The organism is Niallia sp., assembly GCF_031978665.1.
GTDB lineage: Bacteria > Bacillota > Bacilli > Bacillales > Cytobacillaceae > Niallia.
In genome coordinates, this window is record NZ_DALZDK010000002.1 from 175622 (window position 1) to 199535 (window position 23914).

19 protein-coding genes and 1 pseudogene are annotated in these 23914 nt (G+C 37.9%); all 20 read right to left on the reverse strand.

All coding sequences use genetic code 11. The annotated features are described in order from the left end of the window. Nucleotides 1-16 precede the first annotated feature (16 nt). Nucleotides 17-817 (reverse strand): undecaprenyl-diphosphate phosphatase, encoded by an 801-nt coding sequence (gene bacA / locus RTL21_RS02010; protein WP_312092793.1) that lies wholly within the window; start codon nt 815-817, stop codon nt 17-19. 200 nt (nt 818-1017) lie between these two features. Next, nucleotides 1018-2125, reverse strand: a protein-coding gene (prfB, locus tag RTL21_RS02015) for a peptide chain release factor 2 (protein WP_312092883.1) whose coding sequence is annotated in 2 segments (ribosomal slippage) — nt 1018-2052 and nt 2054-2125 — 1107 coding nt in all. Because the reading frame shifts where the segments join, the coding sequence is not laid out codon by codon here. 50 nt (nt 2126-2175) lie between these two features. Beyond that, the gene (locus tag RTL21_RS02020) at nt 2176-2640 is read right to left on the reverse strand and encodes a hypothetical protein (RefSeq protein ID WP_312092795.1); all 465 of its coding nucleotides are present in this window, start codon (nt 2638-2640) and stop codon (nt 2176-2178) included. A gap of 74 nt (nt 2641-2714) precedes the next feature. Then, nucleotides 2715-5234 carry a preprotein translocase subunit SecA gene (gene secA / locus RTL21_RS02025; protein WP_312092797.1) on the reverse strand — a complete coding sequence of 840 codons (2520 nt, stop codon included), beginning with the start codon at nt 5232-5234 and terminating at the stop codon, nt 2715-2717. A 461-nt stretch (nt 5235-5695) separates the two neighbouring features. Next, a complete protein-coding gene (locus tag RTL21_RS02030) occupies nt 5696-6646 on the reverse strand; it encodes a Gfo/Idh/MocA family protein (RefSeq protein ID WP_312092799.1) in 951 nt (316 codons plus the stop codon). Nucleotides 6647-7532: 886 nt separating this feature from the next. Next, nucleotides 7533-7700, reverse strand: a pseudogene (locus RTL21_RS02035) (Gfo/Idh/MocA family protein); the annotation flags it as partial. A gap of 18 nt (nt 7701-7718) precedes the next feature. After that, the gene (locus tag RTL21_RS02040) at nt 7719-8873 is read right to left on the reverse strand and encodes a Gfo/Idh/MocA family protein (RefSeq protein WP_312092801.1); all 1155 of its coding nucleotides are present in this window, start codon (nt 8871-8873) and stop codon (nt 7719-7721) included. A 79-nt stretch (nt 8874-8952) separates the two neighbouring features. Continuing rightward, nucleotides 8953-10044, reverse strand: coding sequence for a mannonate dehydratase (uxuA, locus tag RTL21_RS02045; protein ID WP_312092803.1), 1092 nt, complete (start codon nt 10042-10044; stop codon nt 8953-8955). 318 nt (nt 10045-10362) lie between these two features. Then, the gene (locus RTL21_RS02050; protein WP_312092804.1) at nt 10363-12441 is read right to left on the reverse strand and encodes an alpha-glucuronidase family glycosyl hydrolase; all 2079 of its coding nucleotides are present in this window, start codon (nt 12439-12441) and stop codon (nt 10363-10365) included. A 78-nt stretch (nt 12442-12519) separates the two neighbouring features. Further along, on the reverse strand, nt 12520-13197 hold the full coding sequence (locus tag RTL21_RS02055; RefSeq protein WP_312092885.1) for a GntR family transcriptional regulator: 678 nt from the start codon (nt 13195-13197) through the stop codon (nt 12520-12522). Nucleotides 13198-13466: 269 nt separating this feature from the next. After that, a complete protein-coding gene (locus RTL21_RS02060; RefSeq protein ID WP_312092806.1) occupies nt 13467-14303 on the reverse strand; it encodes a DUF1028 domain-containing protein in 837 nt (278 codons plus the stop codon). Between the two features lie 19 nt (nt 14304-14322). After that, a complete protein-coding gene (locus RTL21_RS02065; protein ID WP_312092808.1) occupies nt 14323-14853 on the reverse strand; it encodes a chromate transporter in 531 nt (176 codons plus the stop codon). Next, nucleotides 14850-15413, reverse strand: coding sequence for a chromate transporter (locus RTL21_RS02070; protein ID WP_312092810.1), 564 nt, complete (start codon nt 15411-15413; stop codon nt 14850-14852). Before RTL21_RS02070 ends, RTL21_RS02065 begins: the two co-directional genes overlap by 4 nt. Nucleotides 15414-15437: 24 nt before the next feature. Next, the gene (locus RTL21_RS02075; RefSeq protein ID WP_312092812.1) at nt 15438-17048 is read right to left on the reverse strand and encodes a gamma-glutamyltransferase family protein; all 1611 of its coding nucleotides are present in this window, start codon (nt 17046-17048) and stop codon (nt 15438-15440) included. A gap of 1 nt (nt 17049) precedes the next feature. Next, a complete protein-coding gene (locus RTL21_RS02080; RefSeq protein WP_312092813.1) occupies nt 17050-18042 on the reverse strand; it encodes an ABC transporter ATP-binding protein in 993 nt (330 codons plus the stop codon). After that, nucleotides 18011-19021 (reverse strand): ABC transporter ATP-binding protein, encoded by a 1011-nt coding sequence (locus tag RTL21_RS02085; RefSeq protein ID WP_312092815.1) that lies wholly within the window; start codon nt 19019-19021, stop codon nt 18011-18013. The genes RTL21_RS02080 and RTL21_RS02085 overlap by 32 nt, the downstream gene beginning before the upstream one ends. A 9-nt stretch (nt 19022-19030) precedes the next feature. Beyond that, nucleotides 19031-20563 carry a glutathione ABC transporter substrate-binding protein gene (locus tag RTL21_RS02090; RefSeq protein ID WP_312092817.1) on the reverse strand — a complete coding sequence of 511 codons (1533 nt, stop codon included), beginning with the start codon at nt 20561-20563 and terminating at the stop codon, nt 19031-19033. Between the two features lie 28 nt (nt 20564-20591). Continuing rightward, nucleotides 20592-21455, reverse strand: a complete 864-nt coding sequence (locus RTL21_RS02095) for an ABC transporter permease (RefSeq protein ID WP_396954410.1) — start codon at nt 21453-21455, stop codon at nt 20592-20594. A 51-nt stretch (nt 21456-21506) separates the two neighbouring features. Beyond that, nucleotides 21507-22451, reverse strand: coding sequence for a nickel ABC transporter permease (nikB, locus tag RTL21_RS02100; RefSeq protein WP_312092821.1), 945 nt, complete (start codon nt 22449-22451; stop codon nt 21507-21509). A 598-nt stretch (nt 22452-23049) separates the two neighbouring features. Next, nucleotides 23050-23499 (reverse strand): Lrp/AsnC family transcriptional regulator, encoded by a 450-nt coding sequence (locus RTL21_RS02105; RefSeq protein ID WP_312092823.1) that lies wholly within the window; start codon nt 23497-23499, stop codon nt 23050-23052. Nucleotides 23500-23914: the final 415 nt, after the last annotated feature.

Below are 23914 nucleotides of genomic sequence, written 5' to 3' on the forward strand. Positions count from 1 at the left end.
GGCCTTTCATCAAGGCTTATAAAATAAAAATCCAAAAAAGGATGGCAAGACCGAATCGATAATAAGCAAAGGGAGCTAGTTTAATTTTATTTATTAACTGTAAGAAAAACTTTATTGCTAATAAAGCAACAATAAAAGCAGTAAAAAAACCGGTCAAGAAAAGAGCAAGATCTTCGGTTGATAAATAGCTCCAGCTTTCGATTAAGTCCTTTCCAGTTGCTGCTGCCATGATGGGAATTGCCATAATAAAGGTAAATTCAGATGCTGTTTTGTGGTTCATTCCACTAAGCAAGCCACCAGATAAAGTAGCACCAGAACGAGAAAAGCCTGGCACCAATGCAAAGCATTGAAACATCCCTACTGCAAAAGCTTGTCTGTAGGTAACCTGATCCAGCGTTTCTGCTGTTGGTAGCTGCGGCTTCCATTTCTCGGCTGCAAGCATCAACAGTCCTCCAATAATAAGTGTAATCACGACCGTTCCTGAACGAAAAAGAACTTCCTTTATAAAATCATAAAATAATAAGCCACCTATCCCAAATGGAATCATTCCGATAACAATATGTAAAATACTTAATGTTCCTACATCCTCTTCCTTTTGCCATTTTTTCATTCCCAGAACACTTAAAATTCGTCTCCAAAACACAAAAACAACCGCAAGAATACTTCCTAATTGAATGATAATTTCAAACGTCTTTGCTTTTTCACCTGTAAATTCCAGCAAATGCGCTACTAATATAAGATGTCCTGTTGATGAAACAGGAGCAAACTCCGTTAAACCTTCTACTATTCCTAATAGGATGGCAATGATAATTTCCATGAAGTACCTCCTTTTTAAAAGATTCTTGGTAGAAAAATATAGGATGAGTAGCATATCATTCGTTTTACTTAGTGAATCATCATTTAACCTCACCCTTTAAAACGCCTGTCCTTTTTAAATATATTATTTATTAGAGAATATAGACCGAACAATTTTTTCAAAAAAAATAGCCATCACAAAGTGATGACTAGATCTATTCATTAAGCATTATTAATTTTTGAACGTAGATAAGCATTAACAAAGATATCAAGGTCACCATCCATAACAGATTGTGTGTTCCCTACCTCTGTATTGGTACGATGATCCTTTACCATGGAATATGGATGGAAAACGTATGAACGAATTTGGCTTCCCCAGCCGATTTCCTTTTGTTCTCCACGGATTTCTGCAAGCTTTTCTTCTTGTTCTTCAATTTTACGTTGATATAATTTCGCTTTTAACATTTTCATTGCTGTTTCTCTGTTTTTAATTTGAGAACGCTCTGTTTGACAGGAAACAACAACGCCTGTTGGAATATGTGTAATACGAACGGCAGAATCAGTGGTATTAATATGCTGTCCACCTGCTCCACTTGCACGATACGTATCAATTTTCAAATCTTCTGTGCGAACTTCGATTTCAATTTCATCGTTAAACTCAGGCATTACATCACAAGAAACGAAACTTGTATGTCTGCGGCCAGAGGAATCGAATGGGGAAATACGTACTAAACGATGAACCCCTTTTTCTGCTTTTAAGTATCCGTATGCGTTATGTCCTTTAATCGCTAACGTTACACTCTTAATCCCAGCTTCGTCCCCTGGTAAATAGTCCAAAGTCTCCACTTTGAAACCTTTTTTCTCCGCGTATCTTGTATACATGCGCAAAAGCATGCTACCCCAATCTTGAGACTCTGTTCCACCTGCACCTGGATGAAGTTCCAAGATAGCATTGTTTTTATCATATGGTCCACTTAATAATAAATTTAATTCAAACTGGCTTAAGCTATCGACTAATTCTGTAAGCTCTTCTTCTAACTCCGCGCGAAGCTCAGCATCATCTTCTTCTTTTACCAGCTCATATGTTAACTCGATATTTTCAAATGTCTCCACTAATTTATAGAACTCATGAACCTGGTCCTTTAATGCATTGCTTTCTGAAATAACTGCTTGAGCTGCCTGCTGATCATTCCAGAAATCTGGATGAAGCATGTCATCTTCTAATCCAGCAATACGTGCCTCTTTGTTTTCTAAGTCAAAGAGACCCCCTAAAGTTTTCTAGTGTTACATTTATCTTTTCTAACTCATTGCGAATATCTGCTAATTCCATTAATGTCACCCTTTATATAAATTATAGTTCTAAGTAGTTTACTACTTCCTTTATGTATTATATGGCTTTTTGAAAAAAAATGCATGTTTTCCTGTTAATTTAATGGCGAAGGGGATAAATCGTGGAGGCTTTTGATGGTGGTGCTTAGATATGATTGTGAGTTTAAAGAGTTTACTTGCGAGTTTTGTACTTTTACTTGCGACTTCCTGACTCTTACTTGCGACTTTCCCGCTTTTACTTGCGACTTCCCACCTTACTTGCGACTTTCCCACTCTTACTTGCGACTTTCCCGCTTTTACTTGCGACTTCCACCCACTTACTTGCGACTCTCCCGCTTTTACTTGCGACTTCCACCCACTTACTTGCGACTCTCCCGCTTTTACTTGCGACTTCCAACCACTTACTTGCAACTCTCCCGCTTTTACTTGCAACTCTCCCGCTTTTACTTGCGACTCTCCCGCTTTTACTTGCGACTTCCACCCACTTACTTGCGACTCCCACACTCTTCCTTGCAAGTCATTCCAACACCCATCCCAATCAAAAAAGCCTACCTCTTCTAATTGAAAAAGGTAGGCTCCTCACTAATCTATTATAGATTTGCTCCGTGGCAATTTTTGTATTTCTTTCCACTTCCACAGAAGCAAGGTGCATTGCGACCGATATCTAGTTGTTTAACAGCTGGTTTTTTCTTAGGTTTCTTATCTCCGCCTTCTTCTTTCGGGTTTACTGCTTGGCCTTTTGCCACTTCTTCCCTTTCCAGATTATTGCGGATTTCTGCTTTCATGATATATTTTGCTACGTCTTCTTCAATGGCAATGACCATTGCTTCAAACATTGCGAAGCCTTCTGATTGATATTCACGAAGCGGATCTATTTGTCCATATGCACGAAGGTGAATTCCTTGGCGTAATTGATCCATTTGATCAATATGGTCAATCCACTTGCTATCGACAGCACGAAGCACGATAACTTTTTCGAATTCGCGCATTTGCTCAGGTGAAAGCTTCTCTTCTTTTTCATCATAGCTTTGTAGAACTTTCGCGAAAATGAATTCAACGATTTCATCGCTTTCTTTTCCACGAAGATCATTTACTTCTATATCGCCCTCATTCAGAAGATTGCCGTTTACATAGTCCACAATTGCTTGTAGATCCCAGCTTTCTCTGTCCCCATTTTCTGGAGTATGTGCTTGTACGTTTCGCTCTAATGATGATTTAATCATGTTTTCTACAATCGAACGTAAATTTTCAGAAGTTAATACTTCATTACGTTGGGAGTAGATAATCTCACGTTGCTGACGTAGAACATCATCATATTGTAGTAATTGCTTCCGTGAATCAAAGTTATTTCCTTCAACACGTTTTTGTGCAGATTCTACAGCACGAGATACCATTTTGCTTTGAATAGGCTGGGAATCATCCATTCCTAGTCTCGACATCATATTTTTCATATTATCAGAGCCGAAGCGGCGCATTAATTCATCTTCCATGGATAGATAGAATTGCGTTACCCCTGGATCTCCTTGACGACCAGAACGACCGCGAAGCTGATTATCAATACGTCTACTTTCATGACGCTCTGTACCGATAACTGCTAAACCGCCTAATTCTTTTACACCTTCGCCGAGTTTAATATCTGTACCACGACCAGCCATATTTGTTGCAATCGTAACGGAACCTTTTTCCCCTGCAGTTGCAATAATTTCTGCTTCTCTTTCATGGTTTTTCGCGTTCAAGATATTATGTGGAATACCTTTTTTCGATAAGTACTTCGAAATGATTTCCGATGTTTCAATAGCAACTGTACCAACAAGCACTGGTTGTCCCTTTTTGTGGCGCTCTGCAATGTCTTCTCCAACTGCTCTGAATTTACCGTCCATAGAAGCATAGATTAAATCAGGACGGTCATCACGAACGATTTCACGGTTTGTCGGAATAACAACAACGTTCATATTATAAATGTTGCGGAATTCTTCTTCTTCCGTTTTCGCCGTACCAGTCATCCCCGCTAGTTTTTCGTACATACGGAAATAGTTTTGGAATGTGATGGTTGCAAGGGTCATGCTTTCATTTTGAATTTCTAAGCTTTCTTTTGCTTCAATTGCTTGATGCAAGCCATCGCTATAGCGGCGGCCTTTCATTAGACGGCCAGTAAATTGGTCAACAATTACAATTTCGCCATCTTGAACGACATAATCTACATCCTTATGCATGCTAGCATGAGCTTTTAAGGCCTGAGTAATATGATGGTTAATCGCAACATTGGAAACGTCAAATAGGTTTTCAATTTGGAAAACACGCTCTGCTTTTGACATTCCTTCTTCTGTTAATTGAACGCCTTTCGTTTTTTCATCATACGTATAGTCTTTTTCTGCTTTTAAGCTGCTAACAAAAATATTGGCACGAACATAAAGCTGTGTTGATTTTTGAGCAGAACCAGAAATGATAAGTGGTGTACGTGCTTCATCAATTAAAATGGAGTCCACTTCATCGATTACTGCATAATACAATGGTTTTTGTACCTTTTGCTCGTTATAAAGAACCATGTTATCACGCAAATAATCGAAACCAAATTCATTATTTGTTCCATATGTTATATCTGCATCATAGGCAGCTTGCTTGTCTTCTCTAGATAGACCGTTTAAATTAAGACCTACTGTTAGACCAAGGAAATTATATAATTGCCCCATTTCTGCAGCATCACGAGTAGCAAGATATTCGTTGACTGTTACAACATGAACACCTTTACCAGATAATGCATTTAAATACACAGGCATTGTCGCAGTTAGCGTTTTACCTTCCCCTGTTTTCATCTCGGAAATATTCCCGTCATGAAGGGATGCTCCCCCCATTAACTGCACTGGATATGGATATAGCCCAAGTACACGCTTTGCTGCTTCACGAACGACAGCAAAAGCTTCTACCAATAAGTCATCTAATGTTTCACCTTTTTGAAAACGTGCTTTAAATTCTTCCGTTTTCCCTTTTAATTGCTCGTCCGAAAGTACTGCAGTTTCATCTGCAAGCAATTCAATCTTATCAGCAATTTTAGCCAATTTCTTAATATCGCGTTTGTTTTGATCAAATACTTTATTTAAAATTCCAAGCATTAAAAAACGCTCCTTTTTCTATTGTAATGAGAAATCGCAGTAGTTATTGGGAAGATTATCTCTTTTTCATTAAAAAAAGATGAAAAATAATTGTCTTCTTTGTTAACATATACAGGATTCCATCCATAAAAATCAATTTTTAAAGCTTATTTAGCTTAAAGCCTATCCTTACATTAAATCATATACTATATATTATAGAAGAAAAATGATTACTAAATACCCATTTCCCCTTAATTTCAAACTAGTATCATCTATACATCTTACCATTTCCACAATAGCGTGACAACTTATACCTAGTCAGAATAACGCATTCTCTCAAGTTCCACAAAAAAACTCCCTATATTTAATAGGAAGTTTTCATTTGCGTTATTCTTATGTCAGACTTCGTTTTTGTTTTTTCAATATTTATGATTTATTGTATACACGTTTGAATCTTCCTTCTTTGCGCCCCATAACAAAGACTATTCAATTCTTATTGCTTTTTCCTGAGCTTCTACACAAAGGGTTGCAGCAGTAAACGCATGTTCCTGTGTCATGGCATTTTCTGTTCCATTCAAGCAATCTAAAATAAAGGCACCAAAAAATGGGTAGCCTACTTTTCCAGTTAATTGAAAATGCTTCTCCCCTTCCCCATTTACTAAATACAAATGGTCACCATCTTTGCTTCGAGCAATATCAATGTATTTTCGGACTTCGATATACCCTTCTGTTCCAAGAATTGTAACGCGTCCATCGCCCCAAGTTCCAAGCCCATCTGGAGTAAACCAATCGACACGGAAATAGAAGGTAGCACCATTATCCGCAACCAAGGTTGCATCCCCGTAATCTTGAAATTCTGGGTATTGCTTATAGTTATAGTTAGCAACCTTACTATGGAGAACCTTCGCACTTTTCGCATTAGCATAATGTAAAAACTGTTCAATTTGATGACTGCCTATATCCGTAAGTATCCCGCCATATTGCTCTGGGTCAAAAAACCAGTCAGGTCTGCTAGCTGGATTTGCACGATGTGGTCCTGTTCCCATCACGGAAATAACTCGGCCAATCGCCCCTTCTTCAATCAACTGCCCAGCAAAAACAGCACTTTCCACATGCAATCTTTCACTATAATAAATTCCCCATTTAAGACCAGTCTCTTCTACTTTTTGCTTCGCCTGCTCAATTTGCTCTAGTGTTGTAAAAGCTGGTTTATCAACAAAATAGTGTTTTCCTGCATCTAATACACGTAACCCCAACGGTCCACGCTGAACTGGGATATTTGCACTTGCAACAAGATTAATAGTTGAATCTTGTAAAATTTCCTCTTCGGATGCTGCTGCCCTTGCTTGTGGATATGTTTCAATAAACTTTTTCACTTTTTCAGCATATAGTGATAGGTAAGCCTTTGATTCTATCTCTAGCTTTTCCCCCACTTCACACCGTGCATGAGACTTTCATCTCACACGGCGTTCCATCGAAAAATTTCAAAATAATTAATAGACAATTAAAATTTTGCCAATAACTTTGAGCAAGCTCTTTTTTCAACCAAATTAGTCAAACTAAATCCAACATACTGCCCAATAATTAGCTTTTTTCAAGTAGAAAATATATTAGTCCTCTTACATATTGTCTATGATAATAAGCTTTTGAAATTTCCGACTAGAGTCTATCCCTCCACCAATTGTTATCATGGTTTCATAGGTACTGTGACTCCACTCTCTCGAAAGATTAATCAGTTTTAATAGGTTACACCCTTTATATACTGAACTGCTTCTTCGGTCGGTTAATACCTCCACATCCTTCGATTTCCACGTTCCAATTTCTCTATCCTTCCATATATCCTTAGGTTTCTCCTATGGTCCTGTATGCTTGAACTTGCCTGTAACAAGTTATGGGCTTTCATAACGCCAGATTTTTACTTACCCACACATACGAATGGCGTACTTGCCACCTGCTGCATTTCTACAGCATTTATGTATAGAACCGTACATTCAGAGATTCGTCAGTGTATTGCTACACATTCTAACCATAGATACTTTATGGACTCCCGGCATATAGGATACACCATCTACTGCTAGACAGCTTTCGTGATTAACTGTGAAAGAATAGACTCTCCCTTTGTCAACTTACGGTATCTCTCTGCCGACTTCACCGAGCTTCATACCCTTCTATTTAACCTTAGAACAAGCATGTCGGAGGATCAGAGCAGGCGTTTCAGAGCGTTACCTCTTCATTCCACCTATCGAGAAATCAGTTCTCTTAGAAGGTATTAAGTACTCCCCTAATGCCTAACCTTTTCAGCTAGAAACGTGTCACACCTGGGTCATAAACGGCAACTAAAGTTCCACCTGCTTCTACAAGACCATTACACATTCCATATATATGACCATGATCCAGACCAACCGCTGCAAATCGGAATTCCCCTTCAGCCACTACTTTGCTTACCTTTCCTTTTGGTGCATAATTCATGCCATCATTTTTATTCATCACTTTCTTCTCCTTTTATTACTCGTATTTTCCACCAACAGTAATTTCATTGTCATCAAAGTTTTCTATCACGGTTTTCTTTTCATAAAAATGGATTGCATTCTTTTGTGTGCTTTCTCTTGTGTAAAATAGGTTATCTTTCGTTAATGGAAGTTTAATTGTTTTGCCTGTGCTTGCCGATTCATAGATGGCAGAAATCAATTCCAGTGTTTGTCTTCCTTGTTTTCCGTCGATTAACACAGTTGTTCCTTGTTCCAATGCCGTCAATACATCATCAATTTGACCAGTATGCCCTTCGTACCGAACGTCTCTCAGTCCATCATAATGATGCTGAATTTTTTCTTCTAACTCCAGATCCTCTTCTGGGAAGCCATTTGTCTTCGATTTCGAAGCTTTTACCTTCCATGGCACGGAAACTCTGGCATTTTTCCCTTGAAAAATTAATTGTTGTTCTTCCCCATGATGAATGACAGAGCTTGTTATTTGAGCAAGACTACCATCATCATAACGACAAATAGCGACAGAAATATCCTCTACCTCCGCATTGTCATGAGAAGCATTACTCATTACTGCAGTCACTTCAGATGGCATCCCGTTCATCCATTTAAAAATATCAATATGATGCACAGCATGATTTAACGTACAACCCCCACCTTCTTTTTCCCAGGTACCGCGCCACCATAAATCATAATAACAATGTCCGCGCCACCAAAAGGAATCAACCTGTGTATGGACAATAGGTCCCATCAGTTTAGTGTCAAGCACGCTTTTCAGCTTCATCATTGGGGTACGGAAACGATTTTGTGAAATGACAGATAGCGTTTTATTGTTTCTTTCAGCAGCTGCATTCATCGCATCACACTCCTCTAATGAAGAGGCCATTGGTTTTTCAACCAGCACATTTTTGCCGGAATCTAGAAAATTAATCGTAATTTCTGAATGCGTATAAGGTGGTGTACAAACGGAAACTAAATCAATATCTGCTCGGTCCAGCATTTGTACATGGTCATTATAAATGGTTGCATCAAGCTTATATTCTTTCGCCTTCTTTTCTGCCTTCTCCGGATAAATATCACATAAAGCTACAATCTTACAGCGATCGGGAAATTGTAAATAGGCGTCTATATGAGCTGATGAAATGGCTCCTGTACCGATAATAGCTACTTTTAACACAAAATCCTCTCCTTTTCCTTTATATATTTACTCTGCTTTTAGCTTATACCAAAATCATAAATTACTAGATTAAACGTTTTCATTTAGCGTCAGCATATTTCTCTGTTTCCACACTAGTTCTACACAAAGAATCCCAGATTCCCCATAAATACATGATTCCTAATGCCCGGTCATAAAGCCCATACCCTGGTCTACATTTTTCGTTCCAAATATGTCTTCCATGATCTGGTCGTAAATAACCTGAATACCGAGATTTATATAGCGCTTCCATAATACTTTGGATATCAACTGATCCATCGGTAGTACGATGAGAGGTTTCAATAAAATCTCCATTTTCATATCGTCTTACATTACGGATATGCGCAAATGGGATTCGATCCGAAAATTCGCTTGCGATTTCCGCAATATTATTATCTGGATTTACTCCCAATGAACCACTGCATAATGTTAAACCATTGGAAGGACTATCTACTAAATCTAACAATCTCTTAATATTCTGTTTGTTCGTAATGATTCTTGGCAATCCCAATACGGAAAAAGGCGGATCATCTGGGTGTATAGCCATTTTAATTCCATTTTTTTCAGCGACTGGGATAATACGCTCTAAAAAGTACTGCAAATGATTCCATAAATCTTCTTCCGTGACTTCCTTATACTGTTCAAACAGTTCTGTTAAATACACCAATCGTTCTGGTTCCCATCCCGGCATCGTAAAATCATGATTATGTGAAATGGACTGAACCAGTTCCATTGGATCTATGTCCGTTATTTTGCTTTTTTCAAAGAATAATGCAGTAGATCCATCCTCCAATTCTTTAAATAAGTTGGTTCGAACCCAATCAAATACCGGCATAAAATTGTAGCAAATTACCTTAACACCAACTGTTGCTAAATTTTCAATTGTTTTGATGTAATTATCGATATACTTTTCTCTTGATGGAAGTCCTAGTTTAATATCCTCATGTATATTAACACTCTCAACTACATCAACATGAAACCCTTGACGTTCCACTTGCTGTTTCACTTCGTTTATTTTTTCTATTGTCCATACTTCGCCTGCTGGGATATCGTGAAGTGCCCAAACTATTCCTTCTACACCTTGTATCTGTTTTATATATTCTAAAGGGATAGAGTCATTTCCTTCTCCAAACCATCGAAATACCATTTTCATTTTGCATCATCCTTCACCAATAAAGTTAACCGCTTATTTTTAGCCTATCCGTCCTTCTCCTTACCATTAGCGGAATTCTAGTTAAGCCCGGATCGATAAAATATTTTGTTCATTCCTTTTCCTGATGAAGAACTCTATTATTTTTAAATTCGATTATGAATGGTAGCCTCTTAACCTCCATTTGTTTAAATAATTTTAAGTGACTGAGATATTATTTGTTCTATAGTGAATTTAGTAATTACCCTTTCATCAATGAATATACTTTTGAATGGGTTTTCCTACTCTACTGCCCGTAATGCAGAAAAAATGGAATACTTATTAATATATCATTCTATTTTTTTCATCTGCGATTCCTGATTTTCTATAGAAGTACGTATTAATGCGATCACGCCATTCCTTCGCATTTTCTAATTGGAGCTGCAAACGTTCCTTCACATTTTCAAAAACCCAATTCTCTACCTTGCCCTCTAGCTCATTCCATCGGTTAATAAACGTCTCCACTTCTTCTGCACCTTGAAAATGTGTATTATAAATATGCTGGATTACCGTCTCTCCAGAATGAAGTTTATGTAAGTATGGTACATGATGAAAAAATAGAAGCAGTTCATCTGGACAATCTTCTACTGAATTATAAATTTCTGCATTTGGTCCAAAGTATTGGCCCGCATAACCAGTTCCCGTTTCAATGGTACGATCTACACCAATACCCTCACAATCTGCAAAGTGATACGTCCCCCACTTGGAGTACTCATAGCCATCAACATTTGGACCATAATGGTGATCCGGATTAACCATCCAGCCAACACCAAGTGGCGCAGTATAATTTTCATAGGTTCTCCATGATTGGAGCAAAATATATTCTACAACTTCGACAACCTTTGGATCACTACCAAAAGTTAACTGAATCCATTCATTCGTAATGGTTTCTGTCGATAAATCAGGCTCCCAGGTTAATCTGCCAAATCCATAAAGGTTTGCCTGTGCTAATGTATTTCCAGTCCAATTCATATCATTGCCGATATTGGATACAGCAGAAATGCCGCCATAGCTATAGTTATAGCGTGAACCATTAACAATGGATTTGACGGTCGATTCTTCACCGTCAGCATGCGTATCAAAATCAAGTACTTCTTTCCATTGTGGAACTAAATAACAAATATCCTTTTGTTGACCGGTATATTCCTGTGCGATTTGGAATTCCACTACTTGATTCGTTTCCTTCATTGCACCAATTAGTGGGGATATTGGTTCGCGTACTTGGAAATCCATTGGTCCATTTTTTATTTGCAAAATGACATTATCAAGGAATTGCCCATCAAGCGGCTTGAAATTGTCGTATGCTGCTCTTGCCCGGTCTGTTTTTCTGTCACGCCAATCTTGTAAACAATTGTATACGAAACAGCGCCATATTACTTTTCCATCAAAAGGCTGTAATGCTCGCGCTAACACATTAGCACCCTCTACATGCCCTCTCCCATAGGTGAAGGGTCCAGGTCTTCCCTCTGAATCTGCTTTGACAACAAAACCACCAAAGTCAGGGATATAGCTATAGATTTCTTCTACTTTTTTTGCCCACCATTTTTCTACCTCTTTATCAAGTGGATCAGCAGTTGGCAGATTCCCCAATTCTATTGGACTAGCATAGTTTATACTTAGATACGTTGTTATCGCATAGGATCTTAGAATAGATGCCACTTCTTTTACTTTAGGTAAAAACTCCGCTGTAAGTAATCTCGTTTCTACATTCCACACATTTACATTATTAATCGAAATGGCATTGACACCTACAGAAGATAAGAGACGAGCATAATCTTTTATTCTTGTTAAATCCTTAGTGAAATCGTTGTCATTAAAAAAGATGGAATTTCCAGAATAACCACGCTCTATCGAACCGTTCATGTTATCCCATTGATTCATCATTCTTAACTGATTTTTTGGTGCTTCGATGATTTCTAAACCAATTAGAGACTCTTCTCTTTGTAAAATTTTTAGGAAATGGAAGGCCGCGTATAAAGCTCCTTTATCCGTTTTCCCAATTAAAAGTACCTGTTTATTATCTTCAGTGGTCTTTACTAAATATCCTTCATCATTTAAATCATCAAATAAGGCAAGGGAAATTCCATATCCATCTAAGTTAACGCTTTCATATGTACCTAAAATAATCGAATTCTCATTGGAAGTATACGGTTGAACAATCGGAGCAACACCTAGCATGGATGTTAGTGCAAATTTTAGTTCATTCACAGCAGAATCAATGACTATTGTATTGGAAGCTACTGCAATATTAGAGGCTATGTGGCTATATTGATTAGTATTTTCGATTTTACGATATTGCAACCAACAGTGATAACTATTGGTTACAAATCGTTCATTCCCTTTATCGATAATTTTTTCCATTTGCTTAATCCTCCTTTAATTAACTTATAAAGCTTGATTAAAAATCTGTGAAAAAGCTATGATAAGAGCCTGCTACCTTTAACTAAAATAATTAGGATACGTTTTCTTCAGTTCCTTTTTCTCAAAATTAACTAAGTTTAAATGCATCCCTATTAATTTCTCTGCATCCTCTTCTTTCTTTCCCTTGATAAACTGAAAGATAGATTTATGCTGAGAAACAAGTATATCCCATTCAAGATTTGATTCTAATCGAAGAACACGCAACCGATCAAAGTGGCTGTTCATTTGTCTAATCATCTTCCAGGTTCTCAGTTTATTGCATCCCTCAAATAGCAACCGATGAAATTGATCATCTAATTCCAATAATTGATGGTAAGATCCATTTTTCAAGCATAATTCCTGCATCGTAATATTGGATTCCAATTGAAACAACTGCTCTTGTTCAAAAATTTGGCAAGCCTCTTTAACAACTGCCTTCTCCATATTTTCTCGCACAAATCTGGCTTCTTCCACAAGATCCAAGTCAATTAAGGAAACGATCGTACCAATCTGCGGATATATACCAAGCAAATCCTCTTGCGACAGTTTCAAGAAAGCTTCTCTCACTGGAGTACGGCTTACCTTTAACTCACTTGCTATTTCTTGTTCAGAAATCTTTTGCCCTGGTTTTAGCTCTAATTCTGTAATTCTATTTTTTATTGTTCCATAAACAAAATCACGTGTGGAAAGGTTTTCCCTTTTTTTAATTGAAACTATTATACTCACCCTATTTCTTGGTATTCTAATTGCACTAGTATGGTAGTTTGCACTTTCATTATAAAAGTTATCTGCTGGAATTTCAATCCTTTTTATTAGATTAATTGTTAATTTCAAATTATCTAAACTTTTCCGAACCCGCAGCATATAACTCGAAAGAGGGAATCAACATCCCCTTTGGAAGACAAAAAAACAGTAGCCAAACTTCTTTCAAGAAGTTTGGCTACTGTCTAAAATCACCTATATAAATAGGAAGTTTCATAAATAAATTATTTTTGTTTTTTCATATACTCAAGCACTTCTAAATCGATTAGGCCTGCTTTTTGTTCTCTTTCTTCAAAGTTCTCCGTATGAATATAGGTTTTAAGGGCTTCGGATACTTCTGTAATTGTTGCGTTTAAATAGCCTAATCTTTGTAGATGAGTCGTTAATTCTTCTAATACTTTTCCTTCGATTGGAATAATATTCTCTGACTTCGAGGGTGCAAAATATAGTTGCTGCAATTGATAGATGCGGGTTAGCTCTTTTATTGGCTCCTCGTGATCTTCTACCCGCAAATCAATATAGCGATCATTAAAGCCGCCATATCCACCTCTATCTTTTACAACAAGCAGTGAGGCTGATTGCTGCCCTCTGCTATCACCACCTGCATTCTGTCCTGCTTGCAATGCTGCAAGTAATCGTTCAGCAAGACTTCCTTCTGTTTTTTGAAAATTAGCAGCCATTGCCTTTACCGTATTTTCATCAACAAGAATATTTCCCTGTGCTGCAAAATGAGAACCTGTTACTCCTCCAGCCCAGTCATAGCACTCTTTTCCAGTAAAGGTTGCTGCATTGCCATTTGCATCAATAAAGCCAACTTGCCTTTGCTCTCTTCCTGGGTCCTTATCTAATAATGCATGCAATGCTTCCTCTGCTGATTTTCCCTCTTCCATTAAGCGCAAGCCTTCTGGACCAAAGGACGTATTTGCATATGATTGAGTCGCAACTGCTCCAACGCCTGCTTTCGCCCAAGGAACGACTGCCCCAACGCCAAGAAATTTTGATTGTACCGCAATACCCCATTCTTTTTCCTGTGGATCATAGCCAACAATAGAGAACGTCATGCTCTTACCTCCTTTTCCATTAAGCTAAGAAAATTGCCCCATACACAAGGGAACCTGCTATTACATAAGCAGGATGAACCTTGACTTTTTCTAGGAGGATTAGACTTATGATGCCAATAAACACGGTTTGATAAATTCCGATTCCTTCATAAGAATTCTGGAATAAACTTATCGTCATCATTGCCAACAAAATAGCAATGACCGGTCTAACTAGATTTGTCAGTAAATTCACTTTCGGAGAATCTTTAAATTTCATTAATAGTCGTAATAAAGCAATCATTAAAAGTAATGATGGGGCAACGGTCGCAAATACACCAATGATTGCTCCTATTACTCCACCCTCTTGAAAGCCGATGTAGCCTGCCATTTTGGTAGCAATCGGTCCTGGCAGAGCATTTCCCATTGCCAGCACTTCACTAAATTCATTTTCCGTTACCCAGCCATACCGATCGACCACTTCTTTTTCCACTAATGGAATGGAAGCTGGTCCACCTCCATAGCCAAGAATTCCCGGAAGAAAAAAAGCCCAAAAGATGTGCCAATAAATCACGAAGCCTTCACCTCTTTTACTTCCTGTTTCTGCTTCTTGCTGAGAAGAGAAACGACAATGACAACGCCTATCACAATCGCAGGATGGATATTAAGAAAAACTAAAAGAATGATACTTGCTACTAGCAATCCAATTGTTAGCTTCACGCCAAAGTTAGCATTTACTTTCTTTAGAAAGTCTACTGTCAAAACCGCTAACATTACACCAACCACTGGAACTACGGCCTTTGTCATTCCTAGTACCCAAGGCTTATCTTTAAAGGAATTTAAAAAGGTTAAGAGCAGAATCATTAATAGAATCGTAGGAACCACAGATGCGATAATGGCGTTGATCATTCCGAAGACTCCCTTTACTTGCCAGCCAATATAGCCTGCCATTTTGGTGGCAATTGGACCAGGCAAAGCATTCCCTAATGCTAAAACATCGGAAAACTCATCGTCTGTCATCCATTTATATTTATCCACTACTTCATTTTTCACAAGGGGAATAGAAGATGGACCACCGCCATACCCTAATATTCCCACTCGGAAAAAGGCAAGAAATAGATGCCAATGTGTCATAAAATCAACAACCTTTCTGAAGTCTTACCAGGATGCAATCGTTCCATCTGTTCTTGATTCTGTTCCGCCAATTAATGCACCTGTCTCTTCATCTCGCCAGATAATTTGTCCTCTGCCAAAATGACCATAGTCTGTAGCTGTTTGAATCTCATGCCCGCGTCTAGCAAGTGCTTGAGCGAGATGGTTTGGAAAATGAGGTTCTACAAGAATTTTCTTTCCTTCCATCCACTGCCATCTTGGTGCATCTAAAGCTGCTTGTGGGTTCAAATGGAAGTCGATTGTATTTGTGACAACTTGGAAATGTCCTTGTGGTTGCATATAACCACCCATCACTCCAAATGGCCCAACTGCTTTATTATCTTTTGTAAGGAATCCTGGAATAATCGTATGGTACGTTCTTTTTCCCGGTTTTAATGCATTGGGATGTGTTGGATCAAGGGAGAAATCATGTCCACGATTTTGCAGACCAATTCCTGTTCCTGGAATGACAATTCCTGAACCGAAGCCCATATAATTGCTTTGAATATACGAAATCATGTTTCCTTCTTCATCTGCTGCTGCTAAGTAAACCGTTCCACCCTTTGGAGGGGATAAAGGTTCAGGTGTAATCGCATGCTCGCCGATTTTTTCTCTTCGTAATGCTGCATATTCTTCGCTTAATAACTCACTTACGGTATGAGGCATTTCTTTTTCTTCCGTAATAAACGCCTTCCCATCTATGAAAGCAAGCTTCATTGCTTCAATATGTTTGTGGTATGTATCGACTGAATCCTTCTCTGTTAGATCATAGCCTTTTGCAATATTAAGTGCCATTAACGCCACTAAGCCTTGACCATTTGGCGGTATTTCCCAAACATCGTAGCCTTTGTAAGAAACAGAGATTGGGTCTACCCATTCAGGATAAAAACTAGCTAGATCTTCTTTACGAAGATAGCCATCATGTTCTTCCATAAACTGTGAAATTTTGTCTGCCAATTCTCCACGGTAAAAGCTTTCTGCATTTGTTTCTGCAATGGAGCGTAAAGTAGATGCATGACCTTCTGATGACCAAATCTCCCCAATTTTCGGCGCTCTTCCATTTGGTGTAAAGGTATCAAACCAAGGCTTATATTCATCCCCTTTAAGGATTTCCTTAAAACGATTATGCGCTAGATTCCAATACTTTCCTAGAATCGGGCTAATTGGATAGCCTTCTTCTGCTAGACGAATGGCAGGTGCCAATGTTTCTTTTAATGGCAGCTTTCCAAATTTCTCAGAAAGGGCTGCCCAAGCAGATGGAACTCCTGGTACTGTCACGGGAATAACACCATGAGTTGGCATCTTTTCTAAGCCCTTCTCTTTTAAAGCATCAATGGAAATAGAGCTTGGTGCAGGACCACTTGCGTTTAATCCATGAAGTTTGTCTTTCACCCATACAAGTGCAAATGCGTCTCCACCGATTCCATTAGAGGTTGGCTCTACTACTGTTAATGCAGCTGCTGTAGCAATCGCCGCATCAATCGCATTACCACCCTTTTGCAAAATCTCAAGACCAGCTTGAGCAGCTAAAGGCTGGGAAGTAGCTACCATTCCTTTCTTGGCAAAAACAGTGTTTCGCTGGGATGGATAAGGATGATATAAGTAATCTAATTTCATATTAATTCAATTCCTTTCCGACATAATGACAGGCTACAAAATGATTTGGCTCTGCTTCTTTCCACTCTGGTTTCGATTGTTTACATAAGTCAGTAGCAATCGGACAGCGTGTATGGAATGGACAGCCAGATGGCGGGTTTGCAGGATTTGGAATTTCTCCTTGTAAACGAATTCTTTCTCCCTTTACTCCCATTTTTGGGCGTGGAATGGAGGATAACAGTGCTTTTGTGTAAGGATGAAGCGGGTTGTCATATAATTGTTCCGAGGAAGCAAGCTCTACCGTATTCCCTAAGTACATGACTAATACCCGATCGCAGAAATAGCGAACTACTCCTAAATCATGGGAGATAAATAGATATGTTAATTGATATTTATCCTTCAAACCCTTCATTAATTTTAAAACCTGTGCTTGTACCGATACGTCTAAAGCAGAAACTGCTTCATCACAAATAATAAGGGAGGGATTAAGGGCAATTGCACGCGCAATTCCAATACGCTGACGTTGCCCACCACTAAATTCATGGGGATAACGATCATAATGTTCTTCCTTTAAACCGACTTCTTGTAAAAGCTCTACTACCCTTTGTTTTCTTTCTTCTTTTGATAGATTCGTATGAATAACAAATGCTTCTTCTAATGCATTGCCAATTTTTTGACGAGGATTTAATGAAGCATAAGGATCCTGGAAAATCATCTGCATATCTTTTTTGAATGCTTTTTTTTCTTTACTGGAAAGTGCCTGTGTATCTTGGTTTTGGAAATACACCTTTCCATCGGTTATTTCCTCTAAACCAAGGACTGTTCGTCCAAGTGTCGATTTCCCGCACCCAGATTCTCCCACTACTCCAACACTTTCTCCTTCAAAAACTTCTAAACTAACGTTTTCAACGGCTTTCACATGGCCTTGTACCCGTTGTAACAAACCACCTTTAATAGGAAAGTACTTTTTAACCCCTTCTAATTTAAGAAGGGATTGTTTCTCGATCGTCTGCATGTATTTCCACCTCCTCCTGCAACCAGCATTTTACGCGATGAGCGGAATGTAGCTCATATTCTTTCGGTGAAGCTTCTTTACATCTATCTGTCGCAAATGGACAACGTGGATGAAAACGACATCCGCTGATTTCTTCATTTAAATTAGGCAAGGAACCTGGTATTGCTTCCAGTTCAAAGGATGGATCGTCAATATCTGGCACAGAATTTAGAAGGCCTCTTGTGTAAGGATGCTGCGGGTTCGTAAATATACTCTCCACATCGCCTTCTTCTACCTTTTCCCCAGCGTACATAACCATTACCCGATCAGCGATTTCTGCAACTACTCCCATATCGTGGGTAACCATAATCACACCCATTCCTAGCTCTGTCTTTAAATCATTCATTAAATCCAATATTTGCGCCTGAATCGTTACATCTAAAGCAGTGGTTGGTTCATCGGCAATCAATAATTGCGGACGGCAGGATAACGCAATCGCAATCATAACACGTTGTCTCATTCCCCCACTTAATTCATGGGGATATTGCTTCATTCTTTTTTCAGGGTAAGGAATCCCTACTTGCTTTAATAGCTCAATTCCTTTGGCATTTGCCTTTTGCTTTGATAGCTGCTGATGAAGCATAAGGGGCTCTCGCAGCTGATAGCCTATTGTTAATACCGGATTTAGCGCCGTCATCGGTTCTTGGAAAATCATCGAGATATCGCGACCGCGGATAGAACGCAATTGTTCCTTTGTGAGCTTTGATATATCTGTTCCGTTAAAATCAATCAAAGACTCTTTGCTAATATAGCCATTGCTCGGAAGAAGCCCCATAAGAGAAAGGGAGGTAATACTTTTCCCACAACCGGATTCTCCGACAATGCATAATGTTTCTCCCTTATCTAAGTCAAAAGAAATTCCTCGTACAGCTGATAGTTCCCCATCAGCTGTACGAAAATTTGTCCGTAAGTCTTTTACAGATAATAGCTTCTTCGTCATATCCAATCCCTACTCTCTGTAAACTTTATATAATGACCAAGTTCCTGTTGGGTCAATGTCTAACCCTTTAACGGATTTGTCATATGCAAGCGTTACTACGCCATGATTCATAACAATCGCAGGAGCATCTTGTACAAGTAGTTCATTCGCTTCTTTTAATTTTGCTGCACGCACATCTTGGTCTACACTTTCACGACTTTCTTCTACTAATTTATCAAATGCTTCATTATTGTATCTAACTGTGTTAGATGAACCAACATTGTTTGAGTGGAAGTTTGGATATAATAGCTCACTTCCATCACCTGTTGAGTTTGTCCATCCTTGGAAAGTCATTTCAAAGTTTCCACTACGTGTTGTATCTAGGAAAGCTCCCCACTCAATTGTTTCAATTTTGATGTTAAAGCCTGCATCTTGTAATTGTGATTGGCTGATTTCTGTCATTTTCATATAACTAGCTGTATTAGCAACAAGCAATGTATATTCTTTATCACCAAAACCATTTTTCTCTACTAATTCTTTTGCTTTTTCTAAGTTATACTCATAGCCAATGTCATTGCTTGCTTCGTCATAACCGAATACTTTTGGTCCAATAACACTATTGCCGCCAATTCCTAATCCATTTAATTGCTTTACATAAGCTTCTCTATTTAATGCATAAGCTACTGCTTGGCGGAATTCAAGATTGTTCATTGGTTCTTTTTCCATATTAAATCCGAAAAAGTAAACAGGTGTTCCTTCTTTTTTCGTTACTTCTACATTTTTAAGTCCTTCTACACGATCCATTTGTTCTGTTGGAACACCGGTAATAAATTGTACGTCTCCTGATTGAAGCATAGAAATAGCTGTTGTTACTTCAGGAACTACTTTAAATGTAACCTTATCTAGTTTTGCTTCCCCTTGCCAGTAATCTGGATTTTTCTCTAAAACAACAGATTCACCTGATGTCCAGCTTACGAATTTGAATGGACCAGTACCTACAGGCTCTTTCATTAAATCGCCATTTTTATCTGCTTCTGGACTAACGATAGCTGCATTGGAATGAGAAAGTGCTGCTAGTAATGCACCATAAGCATACTTTGTTTTAATCTCCACTGTGTATTCATCCTGTACATTGACAGATTCAATTGGTTCAAGTAAAGAAGCACGAGGTGCAGCTGTTGCTGGATCACGGAATTTATCAAATGTATACTTTACTGCTTCCGCATTAAAGTCTGTTCCATCTTGGAACTTAATTCCTTCTTTTAATTGGATAATCCATGTTAATTCATCTGGATTTTCATAGGATTCTGCTAAAAATGGTTCAATTTCCATTGTTTCTGAATTACGTTTAAATAAAGTTTCATAGATTTGCGAATTTACAGCAGTAGATACAGAATCATTCGTTAAAATTGGAGATAGGCCAACAACATCTGAAGTTGTCGCATATGTGATTTCCTGTGCTACACTTCCCCCATTTGAGCTTGAACCTCCACTAGAACTATTCGAACAACCTGCTGCAACAAGCAGCAATAATGCCATCATGGCAAAAACAATCTTTTTCATAAATAACTCCCCTTAAACTATGTATTTGTTATTGATTGACTTTCATATTTGGATCAAGTGCATCTCTTAATCCATCTCCTACAACGTTAAAAGCAAATACTGTTAGCATAATGGCAATACCAGGAATAATCGTCATATGTGGAGATGTCCACATATACGCCTGCCCTTGGGATATCATTGCACCCCATTCAGGTGTTGGTGGCTGAGCACCTAACCCTAAATAACTAAGGGAAGCAGTGGAAAGAATCGCTGTTGCCATCCGCATCGTTGCGAACACGATGATTGGTGCTGTACAATTTGGCAAAATATGCTTGAACATAATCCGCAAATCGCTTGCTCCAAGTGATTTCATTGCCAACACATATTCTTGTTTTTTCACGGATAAAACAGAGCCTCGGACAATTCTGGCACAAGAAGGAATGGACCAGATACTTATCGCAATCGCTACATTTACTAGACTGGTACCAAGTACTGCAATGATAAGCATCGCAAGCAAAATACCTGGAAAAGAAAATAATAAATCTACTATTCTCATAATAATTCCGTCTAATTTACGATAGTAGCCTGCTAATAACCCTAAAGTAATACCGCCAACTAATCCAAGAACAACGGCTATACTACCAACTACTAGGGAAATTCTTGCTCCGTATGCGATTCTACTCCACATATCACGTCCATAATTATCAGTCCCAAGCCAATGCCCTTCCGTGAACATCGGTAATTCTGTTGCTTCAAGGTTTTGACGGGCAGGATCATAGCTTGTTATTAACGGGGCCGCTATCGCGATAGCTACTTGCAACAAAATAATAATCATCCCGACTACCGCTAAACGATTTTTTATCAATTTCTTCCAAGTTGCTAATAGAAACGAGTCTTTTTTCTTCTTCTTCATGACTGGTGACACTTGCGGATTTGTTACTGTTTCCATTGGTTTCCGCCTTTCTTAATTGTCATAGCTAATTCTTGGATCTATAAAGACATAAATAATATCGACGATTAAATTGACTAAAACAAAAAGGGAAGCCACCAATAATACTGATCCTTGCACCATTGGGAAATCTCTTGATGCAATCGCATTAATCATTAATCTTCCAACCCCGTTTATCGCAAAAACCTGTTCGGTAATAATCGTTCCTCCCAATAATCCTCCAAAGTTAACGCCAATTACGGTAATGACTGGAATCATTGCATTTTTCAGGGCATGAACACCAATAATCGATTTTTCTTTTACCCCTTTAGCTCTTGCTGTTCGTACATAATCCGCTTGAATAACTTCTAGCATCGAGGAGCGGCTCATCCTTGCAATCATTGCGGCTGAACCTGTTCCTAACGTAATAGCAGGAAGAATCAATTGCTTCATTCCTTCAAATGTCCAAAACGGAGCATCCAATCCTCCTACCGGCAACATTTGCAAGTTTACGGCAAATACGAGAATCAAGATGGAACCGAGCCAGAAGTTAGGAATCGAAATACCACCTAATGAAAAAACAGTGCTAAATACATCTAACCATGAGTTTTGTTTAAGTGCTGAAATGATACCAGCAACTAATCCGATGGCAACTGCCACAATAATACTAGCTATTGCAAGATTGAGTGTATTTGGAAATCTTATTGCAATTGCTTCTGAAACGGATTGTTTTGTCTGATAGGAATACCCTAGATCCCCTTGCACTACATTTTTTAAATAGTCCCAATACTGAACTAGAAAGGGTTCATTCAATCCTAGACTTTCTTTAATCGCATCGATATCAGAAGTAGTCGCTGTTGGTCCTGCGATAATAGATGCTGGATCTCCTGGTGCCAAATGCATACTAGCAAAAACCAAGAAAGATATTCCAATTAGTAATAGCACAAGCTGAAATAACCTTCTAATAATCATCGAAATCAAGCTGTCTCACCTTCCCCCTCTTTGTAAAAATAACCAATTTCAACTTTCAAAAGTTAATTAAATCACTTCATTTGATTAACAAACGAAAGCAAATAATTAATATTCATGATTATAAGACAGTTGCCACAAGAATTCTAGTGATTTTTCAAAAAAATTTAATAATTTGATATATTCTATATTTAACAAATTTAAGAAAACCCTTTCGCCCCTCTAGTATTTAGTTTTTCGAAATAATATTATAATTTTCACAATAATTGCTACTTAAATGGAAAAGGAATGGTAGTAGCTCGTTATTTCTAATATTCCTACGGAAATAAGGGTTTTTATATAATGTTCAATTGGTTTGCAGTGGGATTTTTTTATAGATACTTTTTTTGATTTAGAAGGAGTGAAAATTAAAAATATTTCAAAATAATAATTAATTCCATTATTTTCCTTGATGGGGTTTTTGAAAAAAATGTAGAATTTCGTAGAGAAATAGCTGATTAGAGGACATGATTTCTTTTTTCCAAATAATATTCTGTAAAAACTTTCGAAAGAGCTCAGTACATAACAAAAAAATCAAACCAAATAGATTTGATTTTTCTTTGTTTATGTATCAAATTTTCAAGCCATTTCTACTTTTAAATCTTCTTAAAAGAATATGACTTTCTACTCTTGTTATACCTTCTAAGGAATAAAGTTCATTGTTTGTAAACCTTTCTAATGCTTCGAAGTCTTCTACTAGGACGTGCATATGTAAGGTGCTTGGTCCTGTCATTTGATAGCAGCTTGCAACAACAGGATTTTCTGCTAGTGTCTGTGCTACTTGAATAAGGGAAGCTGGTTCACAGTCGACTTCAAAAAAGGCTGAAACCGTCTTGCCTACTTTTTCGGAATTAATGACAGCACTAAATTTTTCAATGATTCCATTTTCGATTAGTTGACTGACTCGCTCTCTTATTGCCACTCGTGATAAATTAAGTTCTTTTCCAATTTCTACATAGGATAGTCTTCCATTCGCTGTAAGCAAATCTAATATCCTTTTATCTATTTCATCTAATTTCATTTAACCACCACGCATTTTCTATTTTAAATTATGTCTCATTATAGCCTTTACTTTTAGAATTAGGAAGTATTTTTTGGAATCTTCAAACTTTCGTATGTAGATGACAAATTTGATTGGGGAGTTTGGAGAGTTTGTCTATTGACTTATGTAGAAAGAGAATAATGTCTATTTAGAATTTGAATTTTTTGCTTGTTTTCAAATAGATCCGTATTTTACTTAAAAATTTTCTTTTTCAGTCATCACGGTAAAATCTTATCCATTGGATAAAGACATTTTCTTATCAAATTAATTTTATCATTATTTATATTTCACTATATCTTTCTTTTAACGCTTCCTTCATGAATAAAGCCTGCAGTGTTTCCCTGCAGGCTTTAGATTAGACAAAACTCCGAAATTTTGGAGATAGAAGTTTATT

Coding starts and splice junctions, on each gene's coding strand:
- bacA (WP_312092793.1), bottom strand. CDS start 817: ATGGAAATTATCATTGCCATCCTATTAGGAATAGTAGAAGGTTTAACG.
- secA (WP_312092797.1), bottom strand. CDS start 5,234: ATGCTTGGAATTTTAAATAAAGTATTTGATCAAAACAAACGCGATATT.
- uxuA (WP_312092803.1), bottom strand. CDS start 10,044: ATGAAAATGGTATTTCGATGGTTTGGAGAAGGAAATGACTCTATCCCT.
- RTL21_RS02050 (WP_312092804.1), bottom strand. CDS start 12,441: ATGGAAAAAATTATCGATAAAGGGAATGAACGATTTGTAACCAATAGT.
- RTL21_RS02060 (WP_312092806.1), bottom strand. CDS start 14,303: ATGACGTTCTCTATTGTTGGCTATGATCCACAGGAAAAAGAATGGGGT.
- RTL21_RS02070 (WP_312092810.1), bottom strand. CDS start 15,413: ATGACACATTGGCATCTATTTCTTGCCTTTTTCCGAGTGGGAATATTA.
- RTL21_RS02075 (WP_312092812.1), bottom strand. CDS start 17,048: ATGAAATTAGATTACTTATATCATCCTTATCCATCCCAGCGAAACACT.
- RTL21_RS02080 (WP_312092813.1), bottom strand. CDS start 18,042: ATGCAGACGATCGAGAAACAATCCCTTCTTAAATTAGAAGGGGTTAAA.
- RTL21_RS02085 (WP_312092815.1), bottom strand. CDS start 19,021: ATGACGAAGAAGCTATTATCTGTAAAAGACTTACGGACAAATTTTCGT.
- RTL21_RS02090 (WP_312092817.1), bottom strand. CDS start 20,563: ATGAAAAAGATTGTTTTTGCCATGATGGCATTATTGCTGCTTGTTGCA.
- RTL21_RS02095 (WP_396954410.1), bottom strand. CDS start 21,455: ATGAAGAAGAAGAAAAAAGACTCGTTTCTATTAGCAACTTGGAAGAAA.
- RTL21_RS02105 (WP_312092823.1), bottom strand. CDS start 23,499: ATGAAATTAGATGAAATAGATAAAAGGATATTAGATTTGCTTACAGCG.